This is a genomic window from Mucilaginibacter sp. cycad4 (assembly GCF_034263275.1).
Lineage (GTDB): Bacteria > Bacteroidota > Bacteroidia > Sphingobacteriales > Sphingobacteriaceae > Mucilaginibacter.
Genome location: NZ_CP139559.1, coordinates 6804545 through 6828191, shown reverse-complemented (window position 1 = coordinate 6828191; position 23647 = coordinate 6804545). Strand labels below are relative to the sequence as shown.

Genomic DNA, 23647 nt, shown 5'->3' with positions numbered 1-23647 from the left:
TTATTTTATCAATTTAATATTGTAGTAGGTCTTTATATCAGTTTTTTTAAAAATAAATTTGCTGTCAGAAATGTCAAATCCAGGATCATCCACATCGAGTTCATATTCTGATTCTGGCAAAGGCGCGTCAAACACCAATAGCAAATTATTAGATGGCGAAGTGCCGTAATTATTTATAAATGAATAATTACTCACCTGAACCGTGTCTTTTTTATTAATAATCAATCTGCAATATTTGGCAGCATTAAAAGATAAGTTCTCAACCAGCTGTGCATAATTATTTTGGCCTGCATATTGCGCCAATGCTTCGCGGTCATTTTTGCTAAAGGCTAACATAAAATATCGTAGAGAATCTTTCTTGTCTTCTTTCTTTTTATCATTTATCAGTTCTGAGCGAACTAAATAAACTTCTAATTTTAGTTGGTTAGCGTCTACAATTTCTTTTTTTACTCCATTCTTTTCATCCAGCATATACTTTCTTAATTCTTGCTCATTCATTTGTTTCGGTGAACAGGAAATCAAAACCATAAATGTCACTGGAAGAAATAATGTCAGTCTGTTCATATAATTACTGCTTATTTATTTCCTTTAAAACATCATCACTGATGTCATATCCGTCTTTTGCGTAAGCAATAGTCCCTGAATTATTTGCTATGAAAATCATATCGTAGCCATGTTCTTTACCGTAAGTTTTTAAGAAAACATTCAGTTTTTCCAGGGCCACTTTACTTAATTTTGCCTCTTCTTCCTGCAATGATTGTTGCATTGCTTTCTGATAATTATATACCTGTTTGTTATGAAACTGTGAAGAGTCCCGGTAATGCTGAAACTGAACTTTATCGTTCCTGAATTTTTCCATATTTAACATATCCAGTTTAACATGGCCGGTCAAGGTATCCATTCGTTCTTTATACAGCTCCACTTTCTTTTGAAATTCCTTTTTTGCCAGATCAATCTCCTTATATCCGCTGATTACCTTATTGGAATCGATGTAGGCGGTTTTACGATGCCATAATATGCTTTGCGTGAACAAACCTATGATCGCACAAATGAATATGATATTGATTATTAATTGTTGTTTGTTTATTGGTGAGTCGGGTTGTGTATTTGTTTTTTTCACTTAATATTTCAATTAAAGCCTTGTATGTATTTTGAAGCCTGTTTATTATATTATTTAGATTTTAATCCTTTGTGCTTACCAATCCAATAAAGGGTTAGTTCTTCTACCTTGTTCATCAGCATAATAATAGAAAGGGCTAAGATTTGTACAGACGACAAAACTATCTTTTCAATAAGATTAGAGATTAGTATAAATTTGGATATCTAACAGCAATCGAGGCTTGTAAGATTGAGTTAGACATTTCTGCCAATAAAATTTTTCCAATTGAATAAGTCCAAATGAGACTCGAAGAGAATTATTTTGATGTTGTGATAAGGTGCCCATATACATGTTGCCAGGTGGGTCAAATATAATTAATTATCATTTCAAACAAATACAACTTTTAAATATTCTTATTATTAAATTGTTATCATTAATGACACCAATAGATTTTTTTCAATATTTATTACTCCGTACTTAAATACGATGAAACAATAAACAATGTGTACTTTGATGGAAAAAACGAGAGGAGCGTTGAAAATATGTTTCACTTTTTCGCTCTTGGAAATCTCGCGGCAAACCTATTTCACGATGACTTCCAAAAACACATCCAGCAGCACCTTTCCATCACCCAACGCCATGTCCTGCCTCGCCGGAACCCTCAAAGAACAGGAACGGATCATCCCTGTGCCATTTGTTCCCTGTAACTGGTTCAGCAATTTCAGTAATGAAAAATAATCACCGGAAAAAACCAGTTTTTGAAGAATATACTTTTCGGTATGATAACCTTTGTCCTGCACCGGCGCGCTCACAAATTTAACATTGTTTTTTTCCGCGAGGAAGGCTATGGCATTGATCGCGCTGCTTCTGTACGTTACTGTATCTGCATGGTAAAGACCAATGATCCTGTTCAGGTTAGCGTTTTTCCGGTCGGTGTACCCGGGCTGCTCAGTCGCATTATTTTGTTGCGCCAGCTGCTCCCGGAGTTGTCCGTTTACACTTCTGGCCTCCAGTGTGTGTTTGAAGGCCAATTCATAACCAGCAACAGCCAGCAGGACAGTTCCAAGCACCAGCAGATAAACTTTTTTAAAAGGCCAGTATTTCAGCATGTCAATAGCTTAGCGTTATCGTGAATATACCTGTATTGAGTTCATTATTGAAGTTGTAGCTTTCCAGCTCCACGTTCTTCACCCATTTCTTTGATTTAAGCCGGGCAGCCCATTCATTGACCAGTATGATCTGCGCCGACTCCCCACGCATCAGTATTTTCCGTTCCCGGAACTTCAGGCTGCCAAAACTATGATCTGCTGCCCCGTCAACCGGGTTAACGCTGATCTCTTTTAATGTGATCTCCGCAGGCATTAATGCCGCCGCCTGGTCAACCAAACTGCTTTTGTTGATGCCGCCATCCCATCCAAGATCCCTCAATAACGACTCCTTCTGCCTGATCTCATCCGACAAGGCCTGCTGATCTGTGCTCGTCCTGGCCGAGGTACTTACTTCTGCCGCAAGCCGGGCATTTTCGGCATTCAGCCCTGAAAGCCATACAAAATTACCCAGCAGCAAAACGAAAAATATCAGCAGGATGACCATTCCGTTCACTTTAAACTTCCGGTCACTGATCAGTCCTTCAAATGCCGATCCCAGCGCAGGCGCATCAGCTTTGACCACATCAATCTTACCCGATAGCAGCAACTGGAAAGCCGCCGCATAAGGCAGCAGCAACTGCTGGTCAAGCACTTCGTTTTCTACTTTAATGGTATAGGGCGCCTGAAATTCTTCGTGAAAACTGACCTTTTCCCAGCTTTTATCCGCAGACCTTACAATTTTTACACCGGCAAATATGATTTCTTCATCATAGATATTCAATTGCGGAAGGATATGTGCTATGGGAAAAGGCCCCAGGCTCAGCATGAGTGGAGAAAGTCCCTGCTTTGATATAGCATCCAGCCATTTATCCGCCTCTGTCTTACGGATTACTGCCACAAAGGAATGCCCGCCGGAAGGGAAATGCTGTACGTAAAAATCATCTATGGCTGCATTGGGCAGCACCGCGGAGAAATTCGAAGGGCCGATCTCCTCTACCCGCTCCAGTTGTTTATACAGTACGCCCCTGCCGGAGATACTGATACTTAGGGGTATTCCCGTTTTGACCTGTTTTCCCAGTTCTTGCAGGCTTAGCCCGGTAACTTTCTTTTCAAAGGAAAGGTTTTTACCATCCAGAGATACCTGGCAGTAATTAACTATAGCGCTGCCATCTTTACCGATAACAACAGCCAACCCTGCCGCCTGCTTAATGCCGTAAAACCTGTCCAGCAATTCCATAGGCCTATCTGATAATGGTCGATTTAATGAATAGCACACTCACCACTTTTGATTTGGTTTTCGTCCGGCTGCTGAAAATCCATTTTAATACCGGGATCCTGGAAAGTATAGGAATACCTGAGCCGCTTTCATCACTCTCTGTCCTTTCAATCCCGCCCAATACAATGGTATCTTCACTATGTACCCGCAAGCTGGTTTCGAACTTGCTGATAGACTGGGGTGGCGGCGAGCCGTCTGTCGGGATGGAAGTAAAGTCAGAAATATTGACGCTGATGCCAAGTGTCACCTCATCATTGCCGGATACGAGCGGTTTGATCCCGATCGACAGGTCGGCATTCACGGCCTCATACACATTGGAAAAAATGGATTGCGTGGCCGTGGTCGTAATCACATTCTGGGTCGTGTTTTTATAATATCTTTTACTGCCGATGCTCATTTTAGCGGTATGCCCGTTCAGGGCGACCAGTTTGGGTACCGAACGCACATCGACATTATTGCTTTCCTCCAGCGCTTTCAGGCTGATATAAAAATTGGGGGTCACCCGGCCCAGATTGATAGAGCTATTTTTACTGAGGCTGCTCAGGAAGCTGTTGATCGACTTGGCCCCAAACGTGTAATCCAGCCCGGAAAGCACCGTCCCTCCTGTTTTTACACTATCGGAAACACCCGCCGAGATCCCGGTAGAAATCGTGTTCGACTTATGGATATCGATCAGCGTCACTTCAACCAATACACTTGGCACCAAAACGTCAAGCTGCCTGATAAAAGCTTCCACTTCGTTGATTTGTGCATCCGATCCTGATACCAGCAGGGTGTTCTGTTCCCGGAATTCTTTGATTTCCAGTCCACGTTTCCAGTCGGAAGGGATCATCATCATGACCGTGTCGATCGCGCGGTTTTGCAAATGGATCGCCCGATAAGATCTTAAGCCTTCCTGCTTGCGGTCGCCGATGATATAGATCCCGCCTTCCGAATGAAAAGTATACTCGGTGCTTTTAAACAGCAGGTTGAGGAAAGTGTCATAACTCACATCCGTTACATGAAGGGTAATAGTTCCTTTGATCTCCGAATAGATCGAATAGCTTTTGCCGGTTTCCTGCGAGGCCTGCTTGACCATATCACTGATCGGCGCATTGACCGCATCAGCGGAGATCAGCTTTTGCCCGTTCACTATCCGCACGTACAGCCCTGTCGCGCCCCCGGCAACTGCCCCAACCGGCCGGAAATTTTTACGTACCGAAGTATTCCGGTCACCGTTTACATACAATTCCTCGTTCTCCCCCAGCGGCTGGAAAAGGTAAAAACCATCTGCAGTCTTGACCATTTTTAACTCATTGGTGTAGGCCAGCTTTTCCAGCGCCCCTTCAAAAGGAGCTCCTTCGATAAACGCCGTAACCACCTTACCCTGCAGAGCGCCCGGCACAATGACATTTTTGCCGGAGACCTGGCTGATCTTTTTGGCTACTGCGGGCAGGCTGTCATTCTGCAGTTCCAGTGACAGTTTATTCTCTGCCTGGTTATACTTCGCATTGATATCCTTCACCAGCGGCTTCACAAAACGGTTGGGGTCCTGAAAGGGGGTAACATAAATAATCGTCCCTACAACCGAAATATCCAGGTTATATTTTTGCGCCAGCAACATGAGGATATTGGCTGCAGTCGCATTGTTGAACGTATCGTAGACCGTTACCGTCAGCGTCGGGTCAACACTGATATTCAAACTATTGACACGCGCCAATGTATTCAGGTATTCCCTGATCGAAACACCACTGACCCTCAGTTGCACACGCTGACTGAGCCCGGGGACCCTTATGGCCAGATCGTCCAGTTTCTGGTGGATACCCTGGATCCGCTCCGTTTCCTGCGCTATAATTGGGCTTATGCAGCCGGCAGCAATGATAAAAAATAAAAAAAGTAAAAATCTTTTCCCCATATCTCCTTAATAATTAAATAACAGCGGGTAGATCTCGTCAATTGAGGTCAGCCCCTCACTGAATATATCGAAAGCATTCTCAGCCAGCGTATGGATACCGCGCTCCGACAACAGGCCGTGGATATTCGCGTTTCCTTTCTTGATCTCTTCAGCCAGCTCAAGATCGATCGGAATTACTTCATAAACCGCTTTTCTTCCTTTATAACCGGTATAGTAACACTGTTCACAGCCATGCGGCTTGTAATGGTGGGCTACATCACGTGAAGGCCGGTACTGGCGCGGATACATCGAATTGTTAAAATCATGCAACGTTTTACAATGCGGGCACAGCAGCCTGATCAAACGTTGTGCAACCGTGGTACTTAAAGTGTTTGCCACCAGGAATGGAGGTATTCCCATATCGATCAGGCGCGACACCGTTCCCCAGGCTGAATTAGTATGGATAGTTGATAACACCAGGTGACCGGTCAGTGCCGCTCTGATCGCCATATTGGCTGTTTCCGGGTCCCTGATCTCCCCTACCATGATCACATCCGGGTCCTGCCGGAGGAAAGTGCGCAGCGCAGCGGCAAAACCCAGCCCGATTGATTCTTTCAGCTGCACCTGGTTGATCCCTTCCAGCGTATATTCCACCGGGTCCTCGATGGTCAGGATATTCCGGGTCTCTTTATTCAATAATTTTAACGTTGCATATAACGTAGTTGTCTTTCCCGAACCCGTAGGCCCGCTGATCAAGAGGATGCCATTGGGACGCTTTACCCCTTGCAGGTAATTTTCCAGGTCAAAACGCGAAAAACCAAGGCTGTTCAGATCGATATCAGTCGCATCATTATTCAACAACCTCAACACCACCTTTTCACCATATAAGGTTGGCAATACGGAAACACGGATATCAAACTGGTTACCCCCGCTTTTGAAGTTGATCCTGCCATCTTGAGGAAGCCGCTTTTCGGCGATGTCCAGATTGGCGTAGATCTTGATTTTGTTGATCAGCGCCGGGTAGTCATCATTTTTAAGCAGGTAGCGCTCTACCATATTTCCGTCGATCCGGATCCTTACCCGGCATTTGTGTTCATACCGTTCGATATGAATATCGCTGCTCTTCAGATTTTTCGCTTCCGCGATCAGGTTTTCGAGGAAATCATCCGCATGGTTACTCAATTGCAATTGGGTAGCGCTCTCTACTGCATTGTCCCGCAAGTAGTATTTGGAAAGCAACCTGGCGATCGAGGTCACCGGCACAGGTTCCAGCAGAACTTCTTTCCCCAACAGTACTTCCAGTTCGGCAGCCAGGCTGTCTTCCTCTGCTCCGGCTTCACAATACAATTCCATACGAAGGTCTGTTCCTCCTTTCGGCAGGACACGGTAATGCCAGGCCTGCTCCTTAGTGAGGAGGTGGACATTTTCGGTTAACAATAAAATTTCTTCCCCGCTTCTCATAACAAAAAGATATGCCGTAACCAATTATCATCCGTCACATCAAAGTGAAAACAATACCAGTCAGCCATTAAAAACACGATCAACAAAATGGATTGAAACCCCGCAAGCGGAATGTAGCGTTCCCCCTTTACTGAAATGAACTGCCACAGCAACCAGCAAAACAATACCACAATTAAACTTGCCACATAAAAGAACAAGAAGTTCAATACTGACAAATAAAAAGCAGCAGCTAAAAAGAACAGGATATCTCCCCAACCCAGAAGCTGACGAGTAATATTCACGACCCGCCCATTTTTGAGCGAAAAGTATAGCGTCAGTAAAGTAAGCTGCAAACTGACAAAAAGAACATTGAAAGTAACCGGTTCCCAGTAATCTCCCAGTTGACGAAACCTGAACCAATGCATGCCAGCAAACGCAACTGCTAAACAAGGGAACCAGAACCAATACACCGACCGGCTCTTAAAATCCTGTATTGCCAAAGCGCCAAGCACCGTCAGGATTATTAACTTTAAAACCAATGACACCTCAATCCGGGGTTACTTCTTTCAGGTTCTTGTCCTGGTCAATTTCCCAAACATTGAACGTGCCGTTACCATTAAAATCGACGACAGCAGTGGCTTTTGCTGTAAATCCGGTATTGGATGCGTTGGTGATCTCGATGCGGTAATTAGCTTTGGCATCTTTTCCCTCCGTGCTCAGCTTTTCCTGGATAAAACCCAGTTCAATCAGGTCCTTGGAGTATTTGGAATGCTCGTAGAAATAGTTTTTTTCCAATACCTGTAAATGATTGAGCTGTAATTTAGCCTCAGTGCTTTTGGCTTTCGTAATTAAAGGAAGCAGGTTCGGCAATACCAGTAAAACCAATATCCCGATGATTACCAAAACCACGAGGATCTCGGTAAGCGTGTACGCGGTAAGCCGCTTTTGTGATTTTAATTTAGGTAACTTCATTATTAAATTTCAGCACTAAGCTAACAAATATTTATTTCGGTGCAAACGCCTCCATTTAATAATATTTGATATTCAGTTGATTAAAGATTATTGATCATGTACCGAAAGCGCAAAACTATTCCCTACGGGTAAATTACACTAAATAAAAGTTTTCATCCGGCAACATTCTCCACGGTGGGTTTGCTAACATGGTATTTAAAATCATTCAAGCCATTTCATGAATTATTTTTAATTTAGTCGAAATGAAACTTAGACCCGCACAAATCCAGTTTGCCATGTTTGCCATACTGATATTTTCCCTATCAGCATGCAAGGATTTTATCGAGCCGAACATTAGCAAACGACCGGTAACGCTCAACGCGCCTTCAGATAAATACCAGAGCACGAATTATAATATTAATTTTTGGTGGGGAGAGGTTGAAGATGCCCTATCCTATCGCCTGCAGGTTGTAACACCCGGCTTTGACACCATTGGCGGCCTGGTTGCCGATACGCTGGTTAAAGGAAACCGCTTTACACTAACGCTCGACCCCGGAGAGTATCAATGGCGGGTAAGGGCAGAGAACGGCAGCTCCCAAACGGAATTCAGTACGCCCAACCACCTTACCGTCATTCCTTCATCACTTACCGCTCAAACCGTAGTCCTGGGCTCTCCCGCCAACAATACGGTTACTAATCAAAGCAGTATAACTTTTAAATGGGGGGCACTTTTCAGTGCTGTTAACTACCATATCCAGGCGGATACCAATAATTTTGCCGATGCCAGCCACATTCTCATTGACCTGACCATCCCAGGCCAGCAGTATACTTACAAATTCCCCAAAGACCAGAATTATCAATGGCGGGTAAGGGCCGAGAACACTACAGAACAATCCAAATGGTCTGTTGTCAATAATATCAGCTTCGATGCCACTCCTCCTGCCGGCGTAGCGCTTTCATCACCACAAAACAATGCAGTGATCAGCAAACCGGTCAGCCTGCAATGGACGAAATCTGCCGCGGCGTCCAATTATAAACTTTACATATATAAGGCCGACTCGACTACGTTATACAGCACCGCGTACCCTGCCTTACTGAATACCAACACTTACAGTTTCACCCTGGGCACACCTGGAGAAAGGATCTACTGGCAGGTTACCGCGCTCGATGCGGCCAGCAATGAAAGTACCCCTTCGGCTCTGCAAAGCTTTGTGCTGCAATAACAGGCCATATGAAGAATAAAAAATTCACATACCTGCTCGGAGCCGCCGTCCTGATCGTCTGGGGGCTGATCCTCTACCGCGTTTTCGGGGCAATGGGCGATAACGGGCCGGATGAACCGGCAATATCCGGACCTGTAAAAAAAGAAGCCTATAATGATTATGCCATTCCCCGGGATACTACGCACCTATTGCTGAACTACCGGGATCCTTTTGGCATAGTGGCAGCTAAAGATACCGTTAGCCATAAGCATAATCCTGCTGGCCCGGCGCAGGCGCAGCTACACGCAGCTGCGCCTGTTATGAACTGGGATTTTATCAGGTACGTGGGCTATGTCAGGAACCCTGATTCTAAAAAACTGGTGGCCATGGTCCACCTGAACGGAACCGAGCTGATGATGAGCGAAGGCGAATCAAGCGGCAACCTGAAACTTATCAAAAACCTGCGGGATTCGATCCGGATCAATTACCAGGGCAAAACAAAATTCATCCCCCTTAAGCCAGCAAACCCATGAGGAAACTATTACTTTTCATTTTCACTCTTTCATCCTGCGGCGCTATGGCCCAAATGCCGGATTACGGGCTTTACAATATTCATATCAGTGATTCAGCTAAAATCATCCGCACCCAGGTGAACCCCGTTTCGGGTACGGTTTCCACGCGGCCAGGGCTTTTATATCATTGGTTTGGGAGTAATTCCATCCATGAACAGCAGGGCGGTTTCAGCGGCAAGCTGCTCAACGGCATTTACGAGGAGTCTGACAGGAATCACCATTTGATCACACAGGGCGGATTTAAGGCCGGCCTCAAAGATGGCACCTGGAAGACCTGGAACGAAGCGGGCCGGCTGAACAGCGTCATTACCTGGGATGAAGGTGTGAAAACAGGAAAATTCGCTTATTATGATGCAGGTGGCAACGAAACACAATCAGGGAGGTATGATCATGATCAATTGGATGGTAAGATCATTTACCATCCAGCCATCGATTCGGTTAAAACCATCCTGTACAAAAACGGCAAAATAGTGCCGGCGAAAAACGGCAGCTTCCTGAAAAGGATCAACATTTTCAAAAAGAAAGCGACCAGGGGCCAGCAACCCAAAACACCATAAGATGCTCAAAGCCTCCGCCCTGTATATGGTCATTGTGATCACCCTGGTTATTGGCGTGATCTGCTCTGCGCTTATCGTGGCGGCATACCTGTATAAATCCCAGTACCAGGCAAAATTCCGTACCGGCCAGTTACAGAACAACCTGAACTCCGGCATCACTATTTTGCTGAACAGCAGGGACAGTATCTATAAAGACGGGCATGCTTTCAGCCTTTTCAACGGCGATGCAGATTCAATCAATTTAAAAAAAACAAGCTGGGGCATCTTTGATGTATGCAGTGCAAGCGCATCCATTAGCAGGGACACGCTTTACAAAGTTTTTTCTTTAGCAAACAGTATCGACTCCGCTAAATGGGGAGCTTTATACCTCATCGATGAAGACCGGCCCGTCTCCGTCAGCGGGAATACCCTTATCCGGGGGAACATTTATATTCCAAAAGCCGGCATCAGGACGGCCTACGTTGACAACCAGGCTTATACCGGTGATCAAAATATCGTTAACGGCAAGACCTTTGATAGTGAAAGAAGGCTGCCGCCGCTTTCTGCAGCCAGGCTGGGGCAATTGCAAAAACAATTATCGTTTTCACCACCCGTTAACGATCTCCCCGCCGGAGTGGACAGCATTGCCCGGTCTTTTCTAAAACCAACCCTTGCTTTCAGCTTTGGCAAAAAGGCAAAGACAATCAGCCATGTTAGCCTCAACGGGAACATCGTTTTATATTCCGATACCACCCTGGTCATCGACAGCACTGCCAGTCTGAATAATGTATTGGTATTCGCCAAAGGTATATTGGTCAAGAGCGGTTTCCGGGGCAGCTGCCAGCTTTTCGCCGCAGACTCCATCAGTGTAGAACGCGATTGTAATTTCAACTATCCGTCCTGCCTTGGCATACTTCGTTTTACTACCGGCAACACGGTGGGACTGCCGGCTAAATTAAACGTCGGGGACCGGACTGATTGCGAGGGGTTGATTTTTAGCTACCAGAAAGACGATCAACAACTGCCGCCGGTTATTTCACTCGGTAAAAAGACCAGGGTGCAGGGCCAGGTTTATTCTATGGGGATTTTAAACCTGAGGGCCGAAACAACAATAAACGGCAGCGTATTCACCAAACGCTTTTTATACCAGAGCGAGTTCACCCGGTACGAAAATTACCTGATCAATGTTAGTATAGACTCCCGGGCGCTTTCCCCCTATTACTTGAGCAGTGACCTTACACCGGTTGCCGGAAAACCTAAAAAAATCCTACAATGGCTGGAAGCAAACTGACAGACAGGCATCGTGTCAAGGGGTCTACCATACTGGAAGTGATCATCTCGATGATCATCATTATTGTGGTTTTCGGTATCGCCATGATGATTTTTACTAATGTAAACCGTTTATCGCTTTCTGTTAAAAAGCTGAAGGCGCAGGCCATATTACAACATACTTTGCTTCAGGCCGAGCAGGCAAAAGACCATAGCGATCAAACGACCACTGTTGACGATCTGGCCATTAGACAGGAAATAACACCATTTGAAAACGAGCCCGGACTATCGGTCATTACACTTACCGCTTTTGATCCCAAACATGAGCAGGTAGCCCGGCTAAAAAAAGTGATCGCCAGCCATGAAGAATAAAAACAGGGTGCCGGCGTTCACGATCATGGAGCTTACTGTTGCCATGCTCATCTCTGCTATTGTGATTGGCCTGATGTACAGCGCTTATGCGATCATCAGTCATTCCTACCTCTCCTTTATCGACCGCAATGGTAATACCAGTACCCTCGCCTTGCTCGACCGGCGTCTTAGCCGTGATATCGATAAGGCAGAAATGATATACAGGGACAGTAATACAGTGACCTTGAGAAGCCATAAAGATACCGTCATTTACCGTTTCCAGGCAAACCGGGTGATCCGTCAAAAACTGCTTGCGGATACGTTTAAAGTCAGCACCGAAAGTTTTAGCACCTTATTTGAATCTGTTCCTGTTGATGGCAATCCGCCTAACGGGGAAGAAAAGAAAATTGATGACCTGCAAATCGTATTGTTGGCGGAGGGAGAGAAAATTCCGTATCATTACCGTAAAACATACAGTTCCGTTAATCTATTCCAGCCCTTAAACTGATGCCATCTATTGATCTGAGCAGGTACGAACCTAAAAAAGCGCCAAAGCCACCGAAGCAAGGCAGCGAAAGCAGCCTGTCGGCCTTGCTCAATAAGGATATCAGTTTTGGCAGCCGGGAACTAACTGATAAAAAAAAAGAAGCCCTGTACCTGGAACTCAGTTCCCTGCTGCTGGCCGGCATCAACCTCAAAAGCAGCTTTGAGCTTATTACTACCGACCAGGAAAAAGAAAAGGACAAGCAGTTGTTCAGTTCCATACAGGAAGCCGTACTGAAAGGGGTGCCTTTTTCACATGCGCTGGAGCAAACCGGCAAATTTTCGCTTTATGAAGTTTACAGCTTGCAAATCGGGGAAGAGACCGGTAAGCTGACTGAAGTACTTGGGGACCTGGCGAAGTTCTATCAAAACAAGATCAAACAGCGCCGGAAAATTGTTTCCGCGCTTACCTATCCCTGCGTAGTATTAAGCACTTCATTAGGTGCGGTATTTTTTATGCTGAAATTTGTGGTACCGATGTTCGGCGATGTGTTCAAACGTTTTGGCGGTCAGCTGCCCTGGATCACCGAAAAGATCATCAGCATCTCGCAGGCTATGGAAAATAACTTTTATGGTTTTGTGATGGTGATAGCTGTTATCGCGGGTTTGACCTGGTACAGCCGTAAAACAGAGCGTTACCGGCAGTTTATTTCCGCTTTGGTACTGCGCCTGCCGCTGGCCGGCCATATTGTTCAAAAAATCTACCTGGCCCGTTTCTGTAATTCCATGCGCCTGCTGATCAACGCCCGTCTGCCCCTGCTGAGGGCCATTGCACTAAGCAGGCAAATGATCGGCTATTACCCGATCGAATCCTCCCTGCAAAAAGTGGAAGATGACATTCTGAAAGGAAAATCCCTGCATCAGAGTCTGCAACAGTTTAAGATCTACCCCGCCAAAATGATCCAACTGTTAAAAGTTGGCGAAGAAACCAATCAACTGGATTATTTCTTCGCTAAAATATCAGAACAATATATCGATGAAGTGGAATACAAGACCTCTACGATCAGCAGCATGATGGAACCATTGATCATTATTTTCCTGGGTCTCATTGTAGGTGTGATCCTGATCGCCATGTACCTGCCGATGTTCCAGATGAGTAATAGTTTTCAGTAAAAATCATGAATCTAAACAACGAAAGAGATTAACGCTGCGAATATGTCCAAGCCCTTAATGTCGACGAAGGGTTGCCTAAAGCAGCATGGTAATTCCGATATCCCGGCTCAAAAGTCGTTTGTTCAAAACTCTCCCTGGCCATCATCGCGCTTAAACTGAGATTCCAACCGGCCTGCTGTCGTTATCGGGCCGGCATATCAAAGCGCAGCGGATAGCCCCTCCAGTGAAGTACTCTCGCCAATTGTACATTCTAAAATATTGACCCTCCTAAAATCTGGAATAATAGCCATATTGGATAAACCACGCATGACTGACCCCGTTTGGCCAATTTCAAAATGACCATCTTTAGTGCATAAATTCAGGCTTTTAGGAAAAGAAAGAAAATTAGCGAAGAGTGGTCAATGTTATTGGTTTATCCAACTATTTGAACCACTTTCAATTTAGGTCTAAATCTGCCAATCTCTTTAAATCATGAAAGAAATGGTTTGTTATAATTAAAGTCTGCACCACAGAAAGAAGAAGGTCATTTTCGATAGAAAATGGCCCTTTTTGCGTTTAAAGGCATCTTTTCTCCCCGGCTGAATATTGATTCACATTCTCATTGTTCCGTATTTAATTAAACGGCCTTACTTCTTTTAAAGAATTCATTAACAAGCTTTTAATAATTCACTAACAAATTGTTTATGATATATATTATTTGTAAGTTTATGTAACCAATTGCATTATTTATGGTGATAGAATTTTAGGCATTATTTTGTCCTTACCTGGCTCTTTTACTAAGAAGTTGTTGCCCGCCAAATAAAAACCGCTACCAGACGAAATAAAGCCTTATATCATATTAAACCTTAAGCATTATGAATAAGATTTTAGTTTTCGCAGCTTTATTTAGCTTCCTGATTTTTGGATGTAAGAAAAAAGAGAAGTCGCCCGAGGCAGGCCTCTCGGGTGTATACGAACTTGAAAAACAAGTGCTTAATCACGGAGGCAAAGACTCTGTTATTAAACGAACGCAAATTAAAATCTACACAGATCATAACTATTTATATGCCAGCATAGTACCCGACTCATCTGTTGGGTTTGGTGTGGGCACTTATACACTTGACTCGGCTAACCGACTTCAGGAACATAGTATTTACACCAGCAGAGCGCTCGACTCATCCCTAACGTATAATCTTGAGGTTACAAAAAAACCTGGTGGCTATAGCCAGGTCATTCCCGACTTCGCCACAGTAAAAGGTGTAAAATATGTATTGACGGAAGATTATAAAAAATTCCCGCCGGCGGATAGTTCTGTGCTTGATGGTTTGTGGAAAATGGAAAGAACCTATACCATAAAAGGCAAAGACACAATCCCGACTGATGTAACACAGTATAAAATATTCTGGGGAGGGCATTTTATTTTCGTCCACAGGCTCGCTCAGAATAAGGAAAAAACCATCTTTAAAAATGGGTTTGGCACCGGGGTATTTACTTTTAGTAATGATACGCTTAGGGAAGAAGAGCAAATATCAAATTACCGGCTTCTTCAGGGTAATAAATTTACTGTTAAAGTTACGATGAATGGTCATGACGAATATACCCAGGTGATTAATAGTGCTACAAATGGCCAATCTATAGAAATCTACAAGCGGGTCAAATAAAAATTCTTTATTTAACCTTGTGTCACTGGTTCGATCCCTGTTGGGGCCACAGAAAAAGAGATCCTCTTGGTTAACTCCAAGGGGATTTTTTGCTTCTTGTAAATATCAATCTATTTTATTAACTTTGTATTTCAAAGTACTTTTATAAACATAATTACAGGTAAACATGCCCCTTTCTACCACACTCGATCAATTGCATTACCAGGCAAGAGGAAATAAATGGATGCGGCTTTTCGCTATTTTTAACAGGATAGTACTGGCGGCTGGTTTTATAATTGCCGGTACTGTTAAGATTATAGGTGAACGGTTCGCCAGCGGCTTATCGGCCAACCAACCGATGGGACATTATTTAGAAGCCTTGCACCATACAGGCTATTATTACACTTTTATCGGCATTTTGCAGGTGGCAGCTGCTATCCTGTTACTGATTCCCCGTACACGGCTCCTGGGCGCGCTAATCTATTTTCCTATTATCCTGAACATCTGTATACTGGCTTATGCCCTCAGGTTTGAAGGCACCCGCATCACTACCTTAATGGTACTTGCCAATTTATATTTGCTGGGCTGGGATTATGACCGTTTAAAATACATTTTGCCATTTAAACAAGATAAAAAAGGCAGTTATCCCCCCCAGGCAGAAATGCGGAGCAACAAGTTTCCGTTCATTTTTTTTGGAGGCGTTTTTGCAACCGTAGTCGCAGTAATAGTAATTAACCAATTTGTATATGATATCCGCCCGGGCAATTCGTTAATTGAATGCAATAACGGATGTGCAGGAAATGCCAAGCCCGAAGCGTGTAAAGTGTTTTGCGATTGCGTACACAACCTGGGCAAACCGCTGGATAGTTGCCTGGCCCAATATGATAAAGCCCCGGCGGAAATCACCAGGCCGCCAGGCGCAGGCAATACAAACCATAGCAAATGAACACAAGGGCTTTATTCTACTGCTTCTGCAGGTATCAGCTGGCTTTTGTGCAGCTAACGTTTATCTGTCTGTAACAATACTGTGTTAATTAGATCGCCTTTTTAGCACCAAATTTGTTGTTTTAGTCGTATTTTTGAATATGTGGCATCCTTTTTTGAGGATATTACCAAAGCCCCCGGCAACAACGGCAACCGCTATGAAAAAGAAGACGGAACGGAAATACGTAGTTAAGACATGGCGAACTATGAAACGCCATCTCCGCTCTTTTGTCAAAAACGACGAACAGGAAGATTTGCATCGTTTTCGCACCGGGGTAAAAAAACTGCGGGCGCTTTTGATCTTAGCAGACAGCGCGGCCAAGGATGCTGTGCTGGAGAAACGCTTCAAACCCGTTCGTAAGATCTTTAAGCAGGCCGGAAAAATCAGGAATGCTTATATAAACCAGGAACTGGGCAAAGCTGTTAGTGAAAACGCCGATTTTATCCAGGAACAACAGCGGATCATGAAAACTACTACCCGGGCTTTTAACGCTGACAAGGACCAGCACAGGGCCTGGCTCCGGAAAACACGCCGCAGGCTCCTCAGGCGGATCAGGTCAATCAGTAAACTGCACCTCTCCCTGTATTACAGGCAGCAACTGGAAACCATTGCTGCAGCCTTAAACCGTCCCCGTTTTAATGAGGACCTGCATACCTGCCGTAAACAACTGAAGGTACTGCTTTATAATTACCCCCTGGCCCGCCCGGAACTGGACCTGGCTTTTAATGAAACTTATCTTGACCAGGTGCAGGCAGCCATCGGCGACTGGCATGACAATGAACTGGCCATCGCACTTCTTTTAACCACTGAAGACACCCGGAATAGCAACGGGACGCTTAACGGACTAAAGAAACAGTCGGCCGCGCTTAAAAGACGGCTCACCAGGCTCACCCGGAATTTTCGCGAACAGGCAAGCTCCCCGCTGGCCGCAGTTTAGCCATGGCGTAACAATGTGAGAAAATACATATCCGAAGCGGCCGATTATAGAACACCTGTAAAATCAGGTGAAGTATATACTTTCAGAACCTTTCTTCCCCGTTTTAATGGAGGCCGGCATTAATACCGCTTTGGGTTTTTAGCGGCAATACAAAGGAAAAAGTTGATCCCATCCGGGGTTCACTTTCTACCCAGATACGGCCCCCATGCCGTTCAATGATCTCTTTGGTAATGTATAATCCTAAGCCCAGGCCTGTAATGCTCCTGTTTACATCTTTTGCACGATAAAACTGGCTGAAAATGTGGCTGATATTTTCCTTATTGATGCCCATACCGTAATCTTTAACCGATACCTGAATTTCAGTTTCTGACTTTTTTACCGACACCTCAATTTTATCAGATTCCGGCGAATATTTGATCGCATTGGTGACCAGGTTGGTTAATACCTGCTCCAGCCTCATTTTATCCCCTTCTAAAATCATTTCTCCGGTTTCGTCAAAATAAATTTCATGTGATGTATATGCCTCCCGAATAGCCTCAAGGTTCTCTTTGATAAGTGTCGTAAAATCAAATTCTTCAAAATAAAACTGCAATTTTCCGGATTGTATTTTTGAGATATCGAACAAGTCATTGATCAGGGCATTCAGCTTTTTTAACTGGGTTATTGCCTTCGCAACAAAAGGCCGGTTTACATCAATTACCTTTCGTTCCAGCAGTTGTAAAAAACCGCTCATAGAAGTGAGGGGCGTTCTTAATTCATGGGAGGCCAAAGCGATAAATTCATCCTTTTTCTGGCTCAGCTCTTTTACTTCGGTAAATAGCCTGGAGTTATCGAGCGCCACTGCCGCCTGGGAAGCAAGGCTGACCACGAAATCTTCGTGCTCTTGCAGGAAAACACCGGCTTTCGGGTGACCAAAAAATAAGCCCCCAATAACATTGCCCGAACTGCTTATAACAGGCACAGCCAGGTAGCTTACTACCGGCAGGTACCCCTCGGGCATCCCAAAATACGGCGCATTTTGTCCATACCCGGGGTCTTTAGTTATATCATCTACCCTTAATACGCCTTCACCGCTAAATGTGCGATGAAAAACGGCCGTATTCCGGGGCATTCCAAAATGTTCAAAAGCCTCCTTTGGCGCGCCCGATAAGGTGTACAACATATGGGCTTCGCCATCCTGATTGATGGTATTATAAAAAAATGCGCCAAAAGCAGCACCGGTAATCTGTGTAGTGGCATCCGTTACTTTTTGCAGGATAGATTCCGTATCAAGTTTCTCTGAAATGGCTTTCCCTATGGCATTCAGGATCTTCAGTTTTTCCGCCTGATGGCGAATAGCTGTTTCGGCGTTTTTGGCGGCTGTAATATCCCTGGCAATCTTTGATGCGCCAATGATGGTTCCATGGCGGTCCTTTACCGGCGAAACGGTAAGGGAAATATCAATGGCGCTTCCATTTTTGTGCAGCCTGACAGTTTGGAAATGATCAACTTTATTACCATTCCTGATGTTTTCAATAATAATATCTTCTTCGGCCAGCCTGTCACGAGGAATAAGAATAGATATATGTTTACCGATAGTTTCTCTTTCCTGGTAACCAAAAATCTTTTCAGCACCGCCATTCCAGGTAGTGATGATCCCGTTAAGGGTTTTACTAATAATGGCATCATCAGAGTTTTCTACAATTGCAGCCAGCATGCCCCGCTTCTCTTCCGTCTCTTTTTCGTCAGTAATGTCACGCATAATGTGAGATGCTCCAACTACCTCCCCCTGTTCATCCCGTATTGGGGAAATAGTAAGTGATACCGGAAAATCAATCTGTAGCTTACTGCTGCGGACAGTATATAAGTGATTTATTCTTTCACCTGACCATACACGTTCAAGAATAGCCAATTGCTCCTGACGGACGCTTTCGGGGATCAAGGTAAGGATGTTCTGCCCTAACAACGCCGGGGCCGGGCAGCCAAACATTTTTTCGGCAGCCGGATTGCAGTTCAAAATAATATAGTCAAGATCATGGCTCAATACCGCATCTTCCATTCCTTCAAAAATGGCGGTTAAGGTGAAGAGGTCAGGTAACAGGTTGTTTTTCATGAAAAGCTACTTCTTTTTTTGCCCTGCCAGTAAATATCCGGTTTTATTTAAATGTATGCGGCTCATACATCTTATCCATTCATTGAAAACCTAACAGGTTGTTTTCGATGCAGGAGTAACATGGATTGGCCAAAAAGGTTTTAAGAACCCTGTACCTGGCCTTATATAGTGCTGTTATACAATAGCTAAGGGTTATTCCTCCGGTAATACTCAGAAAATAAAACCTATGAATGCTGCTGCTTGCGTTTGTATTCGCTTGGCGTACAGCCATATTTTGCTTTAAAAACCGTGGAGAAATAATTTGGTGTAGAGAAACCCACCATATAGGTTATTTCGGATATCGGATACCCTTCATTCATTAACAAATATTTTGCTTTTTTTAGCCGGCGGTTTAATATATAATCAGAGATACTGCAGCCAAGCAACGCTTTAACCTTTCGGTAAAGCTGGATCCTTGAAACGCCTATCAGTTTACATATTTCATCAACACTAAAGTTTTCATTGGCCAAATTTTGCTCTACAATACCCGCAAAATCATTCAGGAATTTTTTGTCAAGAGCTTTTGATACAGGCACAGTTGATTTACTTACATCACTGGTAAAGTGTTCCTTAAGTGTTGCGCGGCTTTTGATCAAATTCTTCACGGTAGCGAGTAAATAATCAAAGTTAAACGGCTTAACAATGTAGGCATCGGCCATGCAGGTAATCCCATCTATCTGTTGTTCAACGCTGCCCTGTGCCGTTAAAAGAATGATTGGGATGTGCGAGGTACGGACATCAGTTTTTAGTTTTACCGTTAAGGTTTTACCAGACATGCCCGGCAATACCACATCAGAGATGATGAGGTCCGGAACGCGCTCAAAGGTTTCATTTAATCCGCTTACGCCATTATCTGCTGTAAATATTTCATAAGTTGTTCCCAGTTTTTCACTCAGGTAGCTCAGCAGGTCTTTATTGTCTTCGATGATCAATATGGATTGCTCCCTGGGAGCGCCGAATATTTGCCCTTCATCCGTTAATGTAAGAGGTGCGGCCAGGTCTGTAACATAAATTTTTGCCCGCTCTTCAAGATCGGTTTGTTTTGTATTGACATGCTCCTGTGCAGTTTGGTCAAAATGACCATTTCCCAATAGGAGGTTAATGGTAAAGGTAGTCCCCTCCCACTTTTTACTCCTAACTTCGATACTGCCATGATGCAGGGACACAATTTCTTTTGACAGCGCAAGCCCTAATCCGGATCCTCCTGATGTGCTGTTCTCGGCCTGGTAAAACTGTTCAAATACATGGGCGGTGTCCTGCGGCTCCATACCTATCCCGTTATCCTGTATGGCAATATCAACAGAGTTATCATCTCTGCTTTTGAAACTTACCTGGATCCGGCCATTGTCGCTGGTAAATTTCAGGGCATTGGCTATGATATTAAAAAACACCTTATCTAACAGGTTAACATCATACCAAACAATTATCTGCTGCTCATCGCTTACCAGGCTCAGGCTGATATTACGCTTCTGCGCATTTTCCTGAAAGCTGGTGATGATCTCCCTGGCAAATTCAATAATATTATTGGGCGATACATTGATCTGCTGTTTATCATATTCTATTTTACGGTACTCTATCAGCTGGTTAACCAGGCGCAGCAACCGGTATACATTTTTATGGATCAGTTTCAAGCTTTTCCCTGCAACCAGGTTTAGTTTTTCATTGCTCATCATATCTTCTACAGGCGAGAGGATAAGCGTGAGCGGAGTACGGAATTCATGAGAAATATTGGTGAAAAATTGCAGTTTAGCCTCTGTCGCAACTTCAGCTTTTGCCGACATCTCAATCAACTGGTTACGTTGCTGCAGAATTTCATTATTTTTAACTTCCAGGCTTTTATTGATCTTCCGGTTTTCCATGAGCCAGTAAAATGCAAGGCCTCCAAAAACAATAGCTAATACCAGCGATATTACAATTACATTTAAAACCAATTGCTGGCTGTTGTATACTTCACGCTGTTCGGCCAATAATGATCGCTGCCGTTCAATATCTTTTTGCTGGCTGCTGATCTTGCTCCATTGCATTTTCATTAACTGCACGTTGGCAGAGTCGATAACGACCGACTGTAACAGGTTTTCCCTGGCAAATGATTCTTTATTCAGGATCCTGAAGGCGGTCATAATTGCTTCCTTACCTCCTGTAGGATATATCATGCTGGCGTTGATGGTTTTTGAGGCCACCATTTGCAGGCCACCTCCATGTCCGGGCAGGGCATCAACGCCCAATACTTTAATACCGTGCATATTAAACCCGTCAAGCACCTCTCTCGTCCCGAGGGCCATTACATCGTTATGGGCAAATATTACATTCGCATTTTTTATAATTGGCGCAATCCTGTTCAATTGCTTTTTGGCGCTATCCTTTAACCAATCGCCATATACCCTGGCGGTTATACTAATATCAGTGTATTTCCTTATCCCGTCAGAAAAGCCGCGGTCCCTTTCAATAGCCGGAGAGGAGCCGGGCAGCCCCATCACTTCTACAACGTTCCCCCTGCCTTTTAAAAGTGCACCGGCATATTCACCCGCCATTTTACCAATCTGGTAATTATCCGCACCAACATAAGCTGTATATAAAGCCGATGATGTTTTACGGTCTATCACAATTACCGGGATGCCTTTATTGTACGTTTGTTCCACTATCCCGGTGAGGGGTTGGGCTTCGTTGGGTGATATGATCAGCAGATCGACACCATCGTCCAGCATTTTCTTTACCTGTTCAACCTGTTTGCTGCTATTACCGTCCGCATCGGCATAAATGAACCGGGCGTCGGGGTGTAACGAAAGTTCCATCCTCATTTCATCGAGCATAGTGCGGCGCCACAGATCGGAACCTATACACTGTGAAAACCCTATCGTATACTGCGATGTTTTATCGGCCCGCTTACAACCGGCAGCAATAAGCATCATAAAACTGATCAGTATGATACCGGTCAGTATGTTTTTTGCATGCCATTTATTAAGCAGGATCATAAGCTCAGATAATTTGGAAGAAAAAGGTAATTAACAGGATTAATTATTGGTTTGTTTTTCCCTTTTAGGATTAAACAAAGTAAAGATATCTATAAACGTTCCTGAAAAACAAATTTATGCGCCCGGCCAGGCTACCCGATGACCTGAGCAATGTAACCAAATTGAAAGTAACAGGTAACATAAACGAATATTTCAATTTCAAACTTTGCATTTTTAATTTTATATAACTGAAAATCAAATAGATATAAAGAGATTGATTTTTATACTTTATTGATACAAAATCAATAACCACCACAGGCCCCATTGCTCTACTTTGGCCTCAATAAATCCAGTTAACACCTTTTATAATTATTATGAGAAAACACTCCGTCCTGGCCTGGTCCATGGTCGTGGCCCTTGGTGGCTTCCTTTTCGGGTTTGATACCGCCGTAATATCGGGCGCTGAAAAATCTATCCAGCAATTCTGGCACCTATCCGTAGTGGAGCATGGGTTCACGATCTCTATCGCATTAATAGGAACAGTCATCGGGTCATTGTTAGGAGCCCGGCCTTCAGATCTGTTTGGCCGCAAAAACACGCTTTACTTTGTAGCTGCTGCTTACTTATTGTCGTCATTAGGTACCGCCCTGGCCGACAACTGGTATATCTTCCTTGTTTTCAGATTACTTGGGGGCCTTGGTGTCGGTATATCATCAGTTACAGCACCTATCTATATTTCAGAGGTATCGCCGGCCGACCGCCGGGGCAGGCTGGTGGGCCTGTTTCAGTTTAACGTGGTACTGGGCATCCTGGTATCATACCTGTCCAACTACCTTATCAGCCAGGTTGGCGAAACTTCATGGCGATGGATGCTTGGCGTACAGGCCTTCCCTTCGGCATTGTTTTTAGTATTGATCTACTTTATACCGGAAAGCCCGCGCTGGCTTATTCTTAAAAAGGGCGAAATGGAAAAAGCCCTCGGGATCTTACGGATCATCAATCCGCTCAACTGTGATCAGGAGCTGGCATCTATCAAAAACTCAACTTTAAATGATACTGCTTCCAGCGGCAGCCTCTTTTCGGGTCAATATAAAACACCTGTAATATTAGCCGTGCTGTTCGCCTTTTTCAACCAGGTTTCGGGCATCAATGCTATTATTTACTATGCGCCGCGCATATTTGAAATGGCCGGACTGGGCGCCCATTCGTCATTACTATCAACAGTTGGCCTCGGTGCAATCAACTTTGTGTTCACGCTCATAGCCATTAACGTGATCGATAAAGTAGGGCGCCGTATACTGATGCTCATCGGCTCGGTTGGCTTAATCATTTCCCTGTTCCTGGTGGCCTACACTTTTTACTCGGGTCATATGAGTGGCTTTGCCGTTCCTGCATACATGATGCTGTTTATCGCATTCTTCGCATTTTCGCAGGGGGCAGTTATCTGGGTGTTTATTTCAGAAATATTTCCAAACCAGGTGCGGGCAAAAGGCCAAACTCTGGGCAGCTCAACCCACTGGATCATGGCGGCACTGATCGCATTTTCCTTCCCATATCTCGCCGAAAAACTTGGCGGAACAGTAACATTTTCCTTCTTCGGTACCATGATGATATGCCAGTTAATTTTTGTGTGGAGGCTGATGCCCGAAACCAAAGGCAGATCGCTGGAGCAAATTGAAACTAATATGGTAATGCATTAATCAAGATCTGC

At 44.3% G+C, this 23647-nt stretch carries 21 protein-coding genes; 11 read left to right on the top strand and 10 right to left on the bottom strand.

Features of this window, described 5'->3' with window-relative positions; all coding sequences use genetic code 11:
• The 8 genes from SNE26_RS28195 to SNE26_RS28160 form a co-directional block, all read right to left on the bottom strand.
• Window positions 1-564: a hypothetical protein gene (locus tag SNE26_RS28195; protein WP_321557157.1), complete on the bottom strand. Its 564-nt coding sequence runs from the start codon at window positions 562-564 to the stop codon at window positions 1-3.
• A 4-nt stretch (window positions 565-568) separates the two neighbouring features.
• Window positions 569-1120 carry an OmpH family outer membrane protein gene (locus tag SNE26_RS28190; RefSeq protein WP_321557156.1) on the bottom strand — a complete coding sequence of 184 codons (552 nt, stop codon included), beginning with the start codon at window positions 1118-1120 and terminating at the stop codon, window positions 569-571.
• 560 nt (window positions 1121-1680) lie between these two features.
• Window positions 1681-2208 (bottom strand): hypothetical protein, encoded by a 528-nt coding sequence (locus tag SNE26_RS28185; RefSeq protein WP_321557155.1) that lies wholly within the window; start codon window positions 2206-2208, stop codon window positions 1681-1683.
• Window position 2209: 1 nt separating this feature from the next.
• Window positions 2210-3424, bottom strand: coding sequence for a hypothetical protein (locus tag SNE26_RS28180; protein ID WP_321557154.1), 1215 nt, complete (start codon window positions 3422-3424; stop codon window positions 2210-2212).
• Between the two features lie 4 nt (window positions 3425-3428).
• The gene (locus tag SNE26_RS28175) at window positions 3429-5357 is read right to left on the bottom strand and encodes a hypothetical protein (RefSeq protein WP_321557153.1); all 1929 of its coding nucleotides are present in this window, start codon (window positions 5355-5357) and stop codon (window positions 3429-3431) included.
• Window positions 5358-5363: 6 nt separating this feature from the next.
• Window positions 5364-6797, bottom strand: coding sequence for a GspE/PulE family protein (locus SNE26_RS28170; RefSeq protein ID WP_321557152.1), 1434 nt, complete (start codon window positions 6795-6797; stop codon window positions 5364-5366).
• Complete coding sequence (locus tag SNE26_RS28165; protein ID WP_321557151.1) at window positions 6794-7321, bottom strand: hypothetical protein; 528 nt, start codon at window positions 7319-7321, stop codon at window positions 6794-6796. The genes SNE26_RS28170 and SNE26_RS28165 overlap by 4 nt, the downstream gene beginning before the upstream one ends.
• Before the next feature lies 1 nt (window position 7322).
• The gene (locus SNE26_RS28160; protein WP_321557150.1) at window positions 7323-7748 is read right to left on the bottom strand and encodes a type IV pilin protein; all 426 of its coding nucleotides are present in this window, start codon (window positions 7746-7748) and stop codon (window positions 7323-7325) included.
• Between the two features lie 242 nt (window positions 7749-7990).
• Here SNE26_RS28160 and SNE26_RS28155 point away from each other — a divergent pair, with 242 nt between their 5' ends.
• The 10 genes from SNE26_RS28155 to SNE26_RS28110 all read left to right on the top strand — a co-directional run bounded on the left by SNE26_RS28155 (window position 7991) and on the right by SNE26_RS28110 (window position 16854).
• On the top strand, window positions 7991-8950 hold the full coding sequence (locus SNE26_RS28155) for a hypothetical protein (protein WP_321557149.1): 960 nt from the start codon (window positions 7991-7993) through the stop codon (window positions 8948-8950).
• A gap of 8 nt (window positions 8951-8958) precedes the next feature.
• Entirely contained in the window at window positions 8959-9462 is a 504-nt protein-coding gene (locus tag SNE26_RS28150; RefSeq protein WP_321557148.1) for a hypothetical protein, read from the top strand.
• Window positions 9459-10058, top strand: coding sequence for a hypothetical protein (locus tag SNE26_RS28145; RefSeq protein ID WP_321557147.1), 600 nt, complete (start codon window positions 9459-9461; stop codon window positions 10056-10058). Before SNE26_RS28150 ends, SNE26_RS28145 begins: the two co-directional genes overlap by 4 nt.
• A 1-nt stretch (window position 10059) precedes the next feature.
• Window positions 10060-11328: a hypothetical protein gene (locus SNE26_RS28140; RefSeq protein ID WP_321557146.1), complete on the top strand. Its 1269-nt coding sequence runs from the start codon at window positions 10060-10062 to the stop codon at window positions 11326-11328.
• Window positions 11310-11678 carry a hypothetical protein gene (locus tag SNE26_RS28135; RefSeq protein ID WP_321557145.1) on the top strand — a complete coding sequence of 123 codons (369 nt, stop codon included), beginning with the start codon at window positions 11310-11312 and terminating at the stop codon, window positions 11676-11678. The genes SNE26_RS28140 and SNE26_RS28135 overlap by 19 nt, the downstream gene beginning before the upstream one ends.
• Window positions 11668-12165 (top strand): hypothetical protein, encoded by a 498-nt coding sequence (locus tag SNE26_RS28130; protein WP_321557144.1) that lies wholly within the window; start codon window positions 11668-11670, stop codon window positions 12163-12165. Before SNE26_RS28135 ends, SNE26_RS28130 begins: the two co-directional genes overlap by 11 nt.
• A complete protein-coding gene (locus tag SNE26_RS28125; protein ID WP_321557143.1) occupies window positions 12165-13313 on the top strand; it encodes a type II secretion system F family protein in 1149 nt (382 codons plus the stop codon). The genes SNE26_RS28130 and SNE26_RS28125 overlap by 1 nt, the downstream gene beginning before the upstream one ends.
• A gap of 854 nt (window positions 13314-14167) precedes the next feature.
• On the top strand, window positions 14168-14953 hold the full coding sequence (locus SNE26_RS28120) for a hypothetical protein (protein WP_321557142.1): 786 nt from the start codon (window positions 14168-14170) through the stop codon (window positions 14951-14953).
• Window positions 14954-15119: 166 nt separating this feature from the next.
• Window positions 15120-15878, top strand: a complete 759-nt coding sequence (locus SNE26_RS28115) for a DoxX family protein (RefSeq protein WP_321557141.1) — start codon at window positions 15120-15122, stop codon at window positions 15876-15878.
• Between the two features lie 196 nt (window positions 15879-16074).
• The gene (locus SNE26_RS28110; RefSeq protein WP_321557140.1) at window positions 16075-16854 is read left to right on the top strand and encodes a CHAD domain-containing protein; all 780 of its coding nucleotides are present in this window, start codon (window positions 16075-16077) and stop codon (window positions 16852-16854) included.
• Between the two features lie 103 nt (window positions 16855-16957).
• Here SNE26_RS28110 and SNE26_RS28105 read toward each other — a convergent pair whose 3' ends face one another.
• Both SNE26_RS28105 and SNE26_RS28100 read right to left on the bottom strand, forming a co-directional pair.
• Window positions 16958-18946 (bottom strand): PAS domain S-box protein, encoded by a 1989-nt coding sequence (locus SNE26_RS28105; protein ID WP_321557139.1) that lies wholly within the window; start codon window positions 18944-18946, stop codon window positions 16958-16960.
• A 224-nt stretch (window positions 18947-19170) separates the two neighbouring features.
• Entirely contained in the window at window positions 19171-21957 is a 2787-nt protein-coding gene (locus tag SNE26_RS28100) for a substrate-binding domain-containing protein (protein ID WP_321557138.1), read from the bottom strand.
• A 353-nt stretch (window positions 21958-22310) separates the two neighbouring features.
• On the opposite strand from SNE26_RS28100, the gene SNE26_RS28095 reads away from it, so the two are divergent.
• Window positions 22311-23636: a sugar porter family MFS transporter gene (locus SNE26_RS28095; protein WP_321557137.1), complete on the top strand. Its 1326-nt coding sequence runs from the start codon at window positions 22311-22313 to the stop codon at window positions 23634-23636.
• The last annotated feature ends 11 nt before the right edge of the window (window positions 23637-23647 follow it).

What these genes read in the sequence shown, in the direction of transcription:
- SNE26_RS28195 (WP_321557157.1), bottom strand. Translation starts at nt 564, where the DNA reads ATGAACAGACTGACATTATTTCTTCCAGTGACATTTATGGTTTTGATT.
- SNE26_RS28185 (WP_321557155.1), bottom strand. Translation starts at nt 2,208, where the DNA reads ATGCTGAAATACTGGCCTTTTAAAAAAGTTTATCTGCTGGTGCTTGGA.
- SNE26_RS28180 (WP_321557154.1), bottom strand. Translation starts at nt 3,424, where the DNA reads ATGGAATTGCTGGACAGGTTTTACGGCATTAAGCAGGCGGCAGGGTTG.
- SNE26_RS28175 (WP_321557153.1), bottom strand. Translation starts at nt 5,357, where the DNA reads ATGGGGAAAAGATTTTTACTTTTTTTATTTTTTATCATTGCTGCCGGC.
- SNE26_RS28170 (WP_321557152.1), bottom strand. Translation starts at nt 6,797, where the DNA reads ATGAGAAGCGGGGAAGAAATTTTATTGTTAACCGAAAATGTCCACCTC.
- SNE26_RS28160 (WP_321557150.1), bottom strand. Translation starts at nt 7,748, where the DNA reads ATGAAGTTACCTAAATTAAAATCACAAAAGCGGCTTACCGCGTACACG.
- SNE26_RS28155 (WP_321557149.1), top strand. Translation starts at nt 7,991, where the DNA reads ATGAAACTTAGACCCGCACAAATCCAGTTTGCCATGTTTGCCATACTG.
- SNE26_RS28150 (WP_321557148.1), top strand. Translation starts at nt 8,959, where the DNA reads ATGAAGAATAAAAAATTCACATACCTGCTCGGAGCCGCCGTCCTGATC.
- SNE26_RS28145 (WP_321557147.1), top strand. Translation starts at nt 9,459, where the DNA reads ATGAGGAAACTATTACTTTTCATTTTCACTCTTTCATCCTGCGGCGCT.
- SNE26_RS28140 (WP_321557146.1), top strand. Translation starts at nt 10,060, where the DNA reads ATGCTCAAAGCCTCCGCCCTGTATATGGTCATTGTGATCACCCTGGTT.
- SNE26_RS28135 (WP_321557145.1), top strand. Translation starts at nt 11,310, where the DNA reads ATGGCTGGAAGCAAACTGACAGACAGGCATCGTGTCAAGGGGTCTACC.
- SNE26_RS28130 (WP_321557144.1), top strand. Translation starts at nt 11,668, where the DNA reads ATGAAGAATAAAAACAGGGTGCCGGCGTTCACGATCATGGAGCTTACT.
- SNE26_RS28125 (WP_321557143.1), top strand. Translation starts at nt 12,165, where the DNA reads ATGCCATCTATTGATCTGAGCAGGTACGAACCTAAAAAAGCGCCAAAG.
- SNE26_RS28120 (WP_321557142.1), top strand. Translation starts at nt 14,168, where the DNA reads ATGAATAAGATTTTAGTTTTCGCAGCTTTATTTAGCTTCCTGATTTTT.
- SNE26_RS28115 (WP_321557141.1), top strand. Translation starts at nt 15,120, where the DNA reads ATGCCCCTTTCTACCACACTCGATCAATTGCATTACCAGGCAAGAGGA.
- SNE26_RS28110 (WP_321557140.1), top strand. Translation starts at nt 16,075, where the DNA reads ATGAAAAAGAAGACGGAACGGAAATACGTAGTTAAGACATGGCGAACT.
- SNE26_RS28105 (WP_321557139.1), bottom strand. Translation starts at nt 18,946, where the DNA reads ATGAAAAACAACCTGTTACCTGACCTCTTCACCTTAACCGCCATTTTT.
- SNE26_RS28100 (WP_321557138.1), bottom strand. Translation starts at nt 21,957, where the DNA reads ATGATCCTGCTTAATAAATGGCATGCAAAAAACATACTGACCGGTATC.
- SNE26_RS28095 (WP_321557137.1), top strand. Translation starts at nt 22,311, where the DNA reads ATGAGAAAACACTCCGTCCTGGCCTGGTCCATGGTCGTGGCCCTTGGT.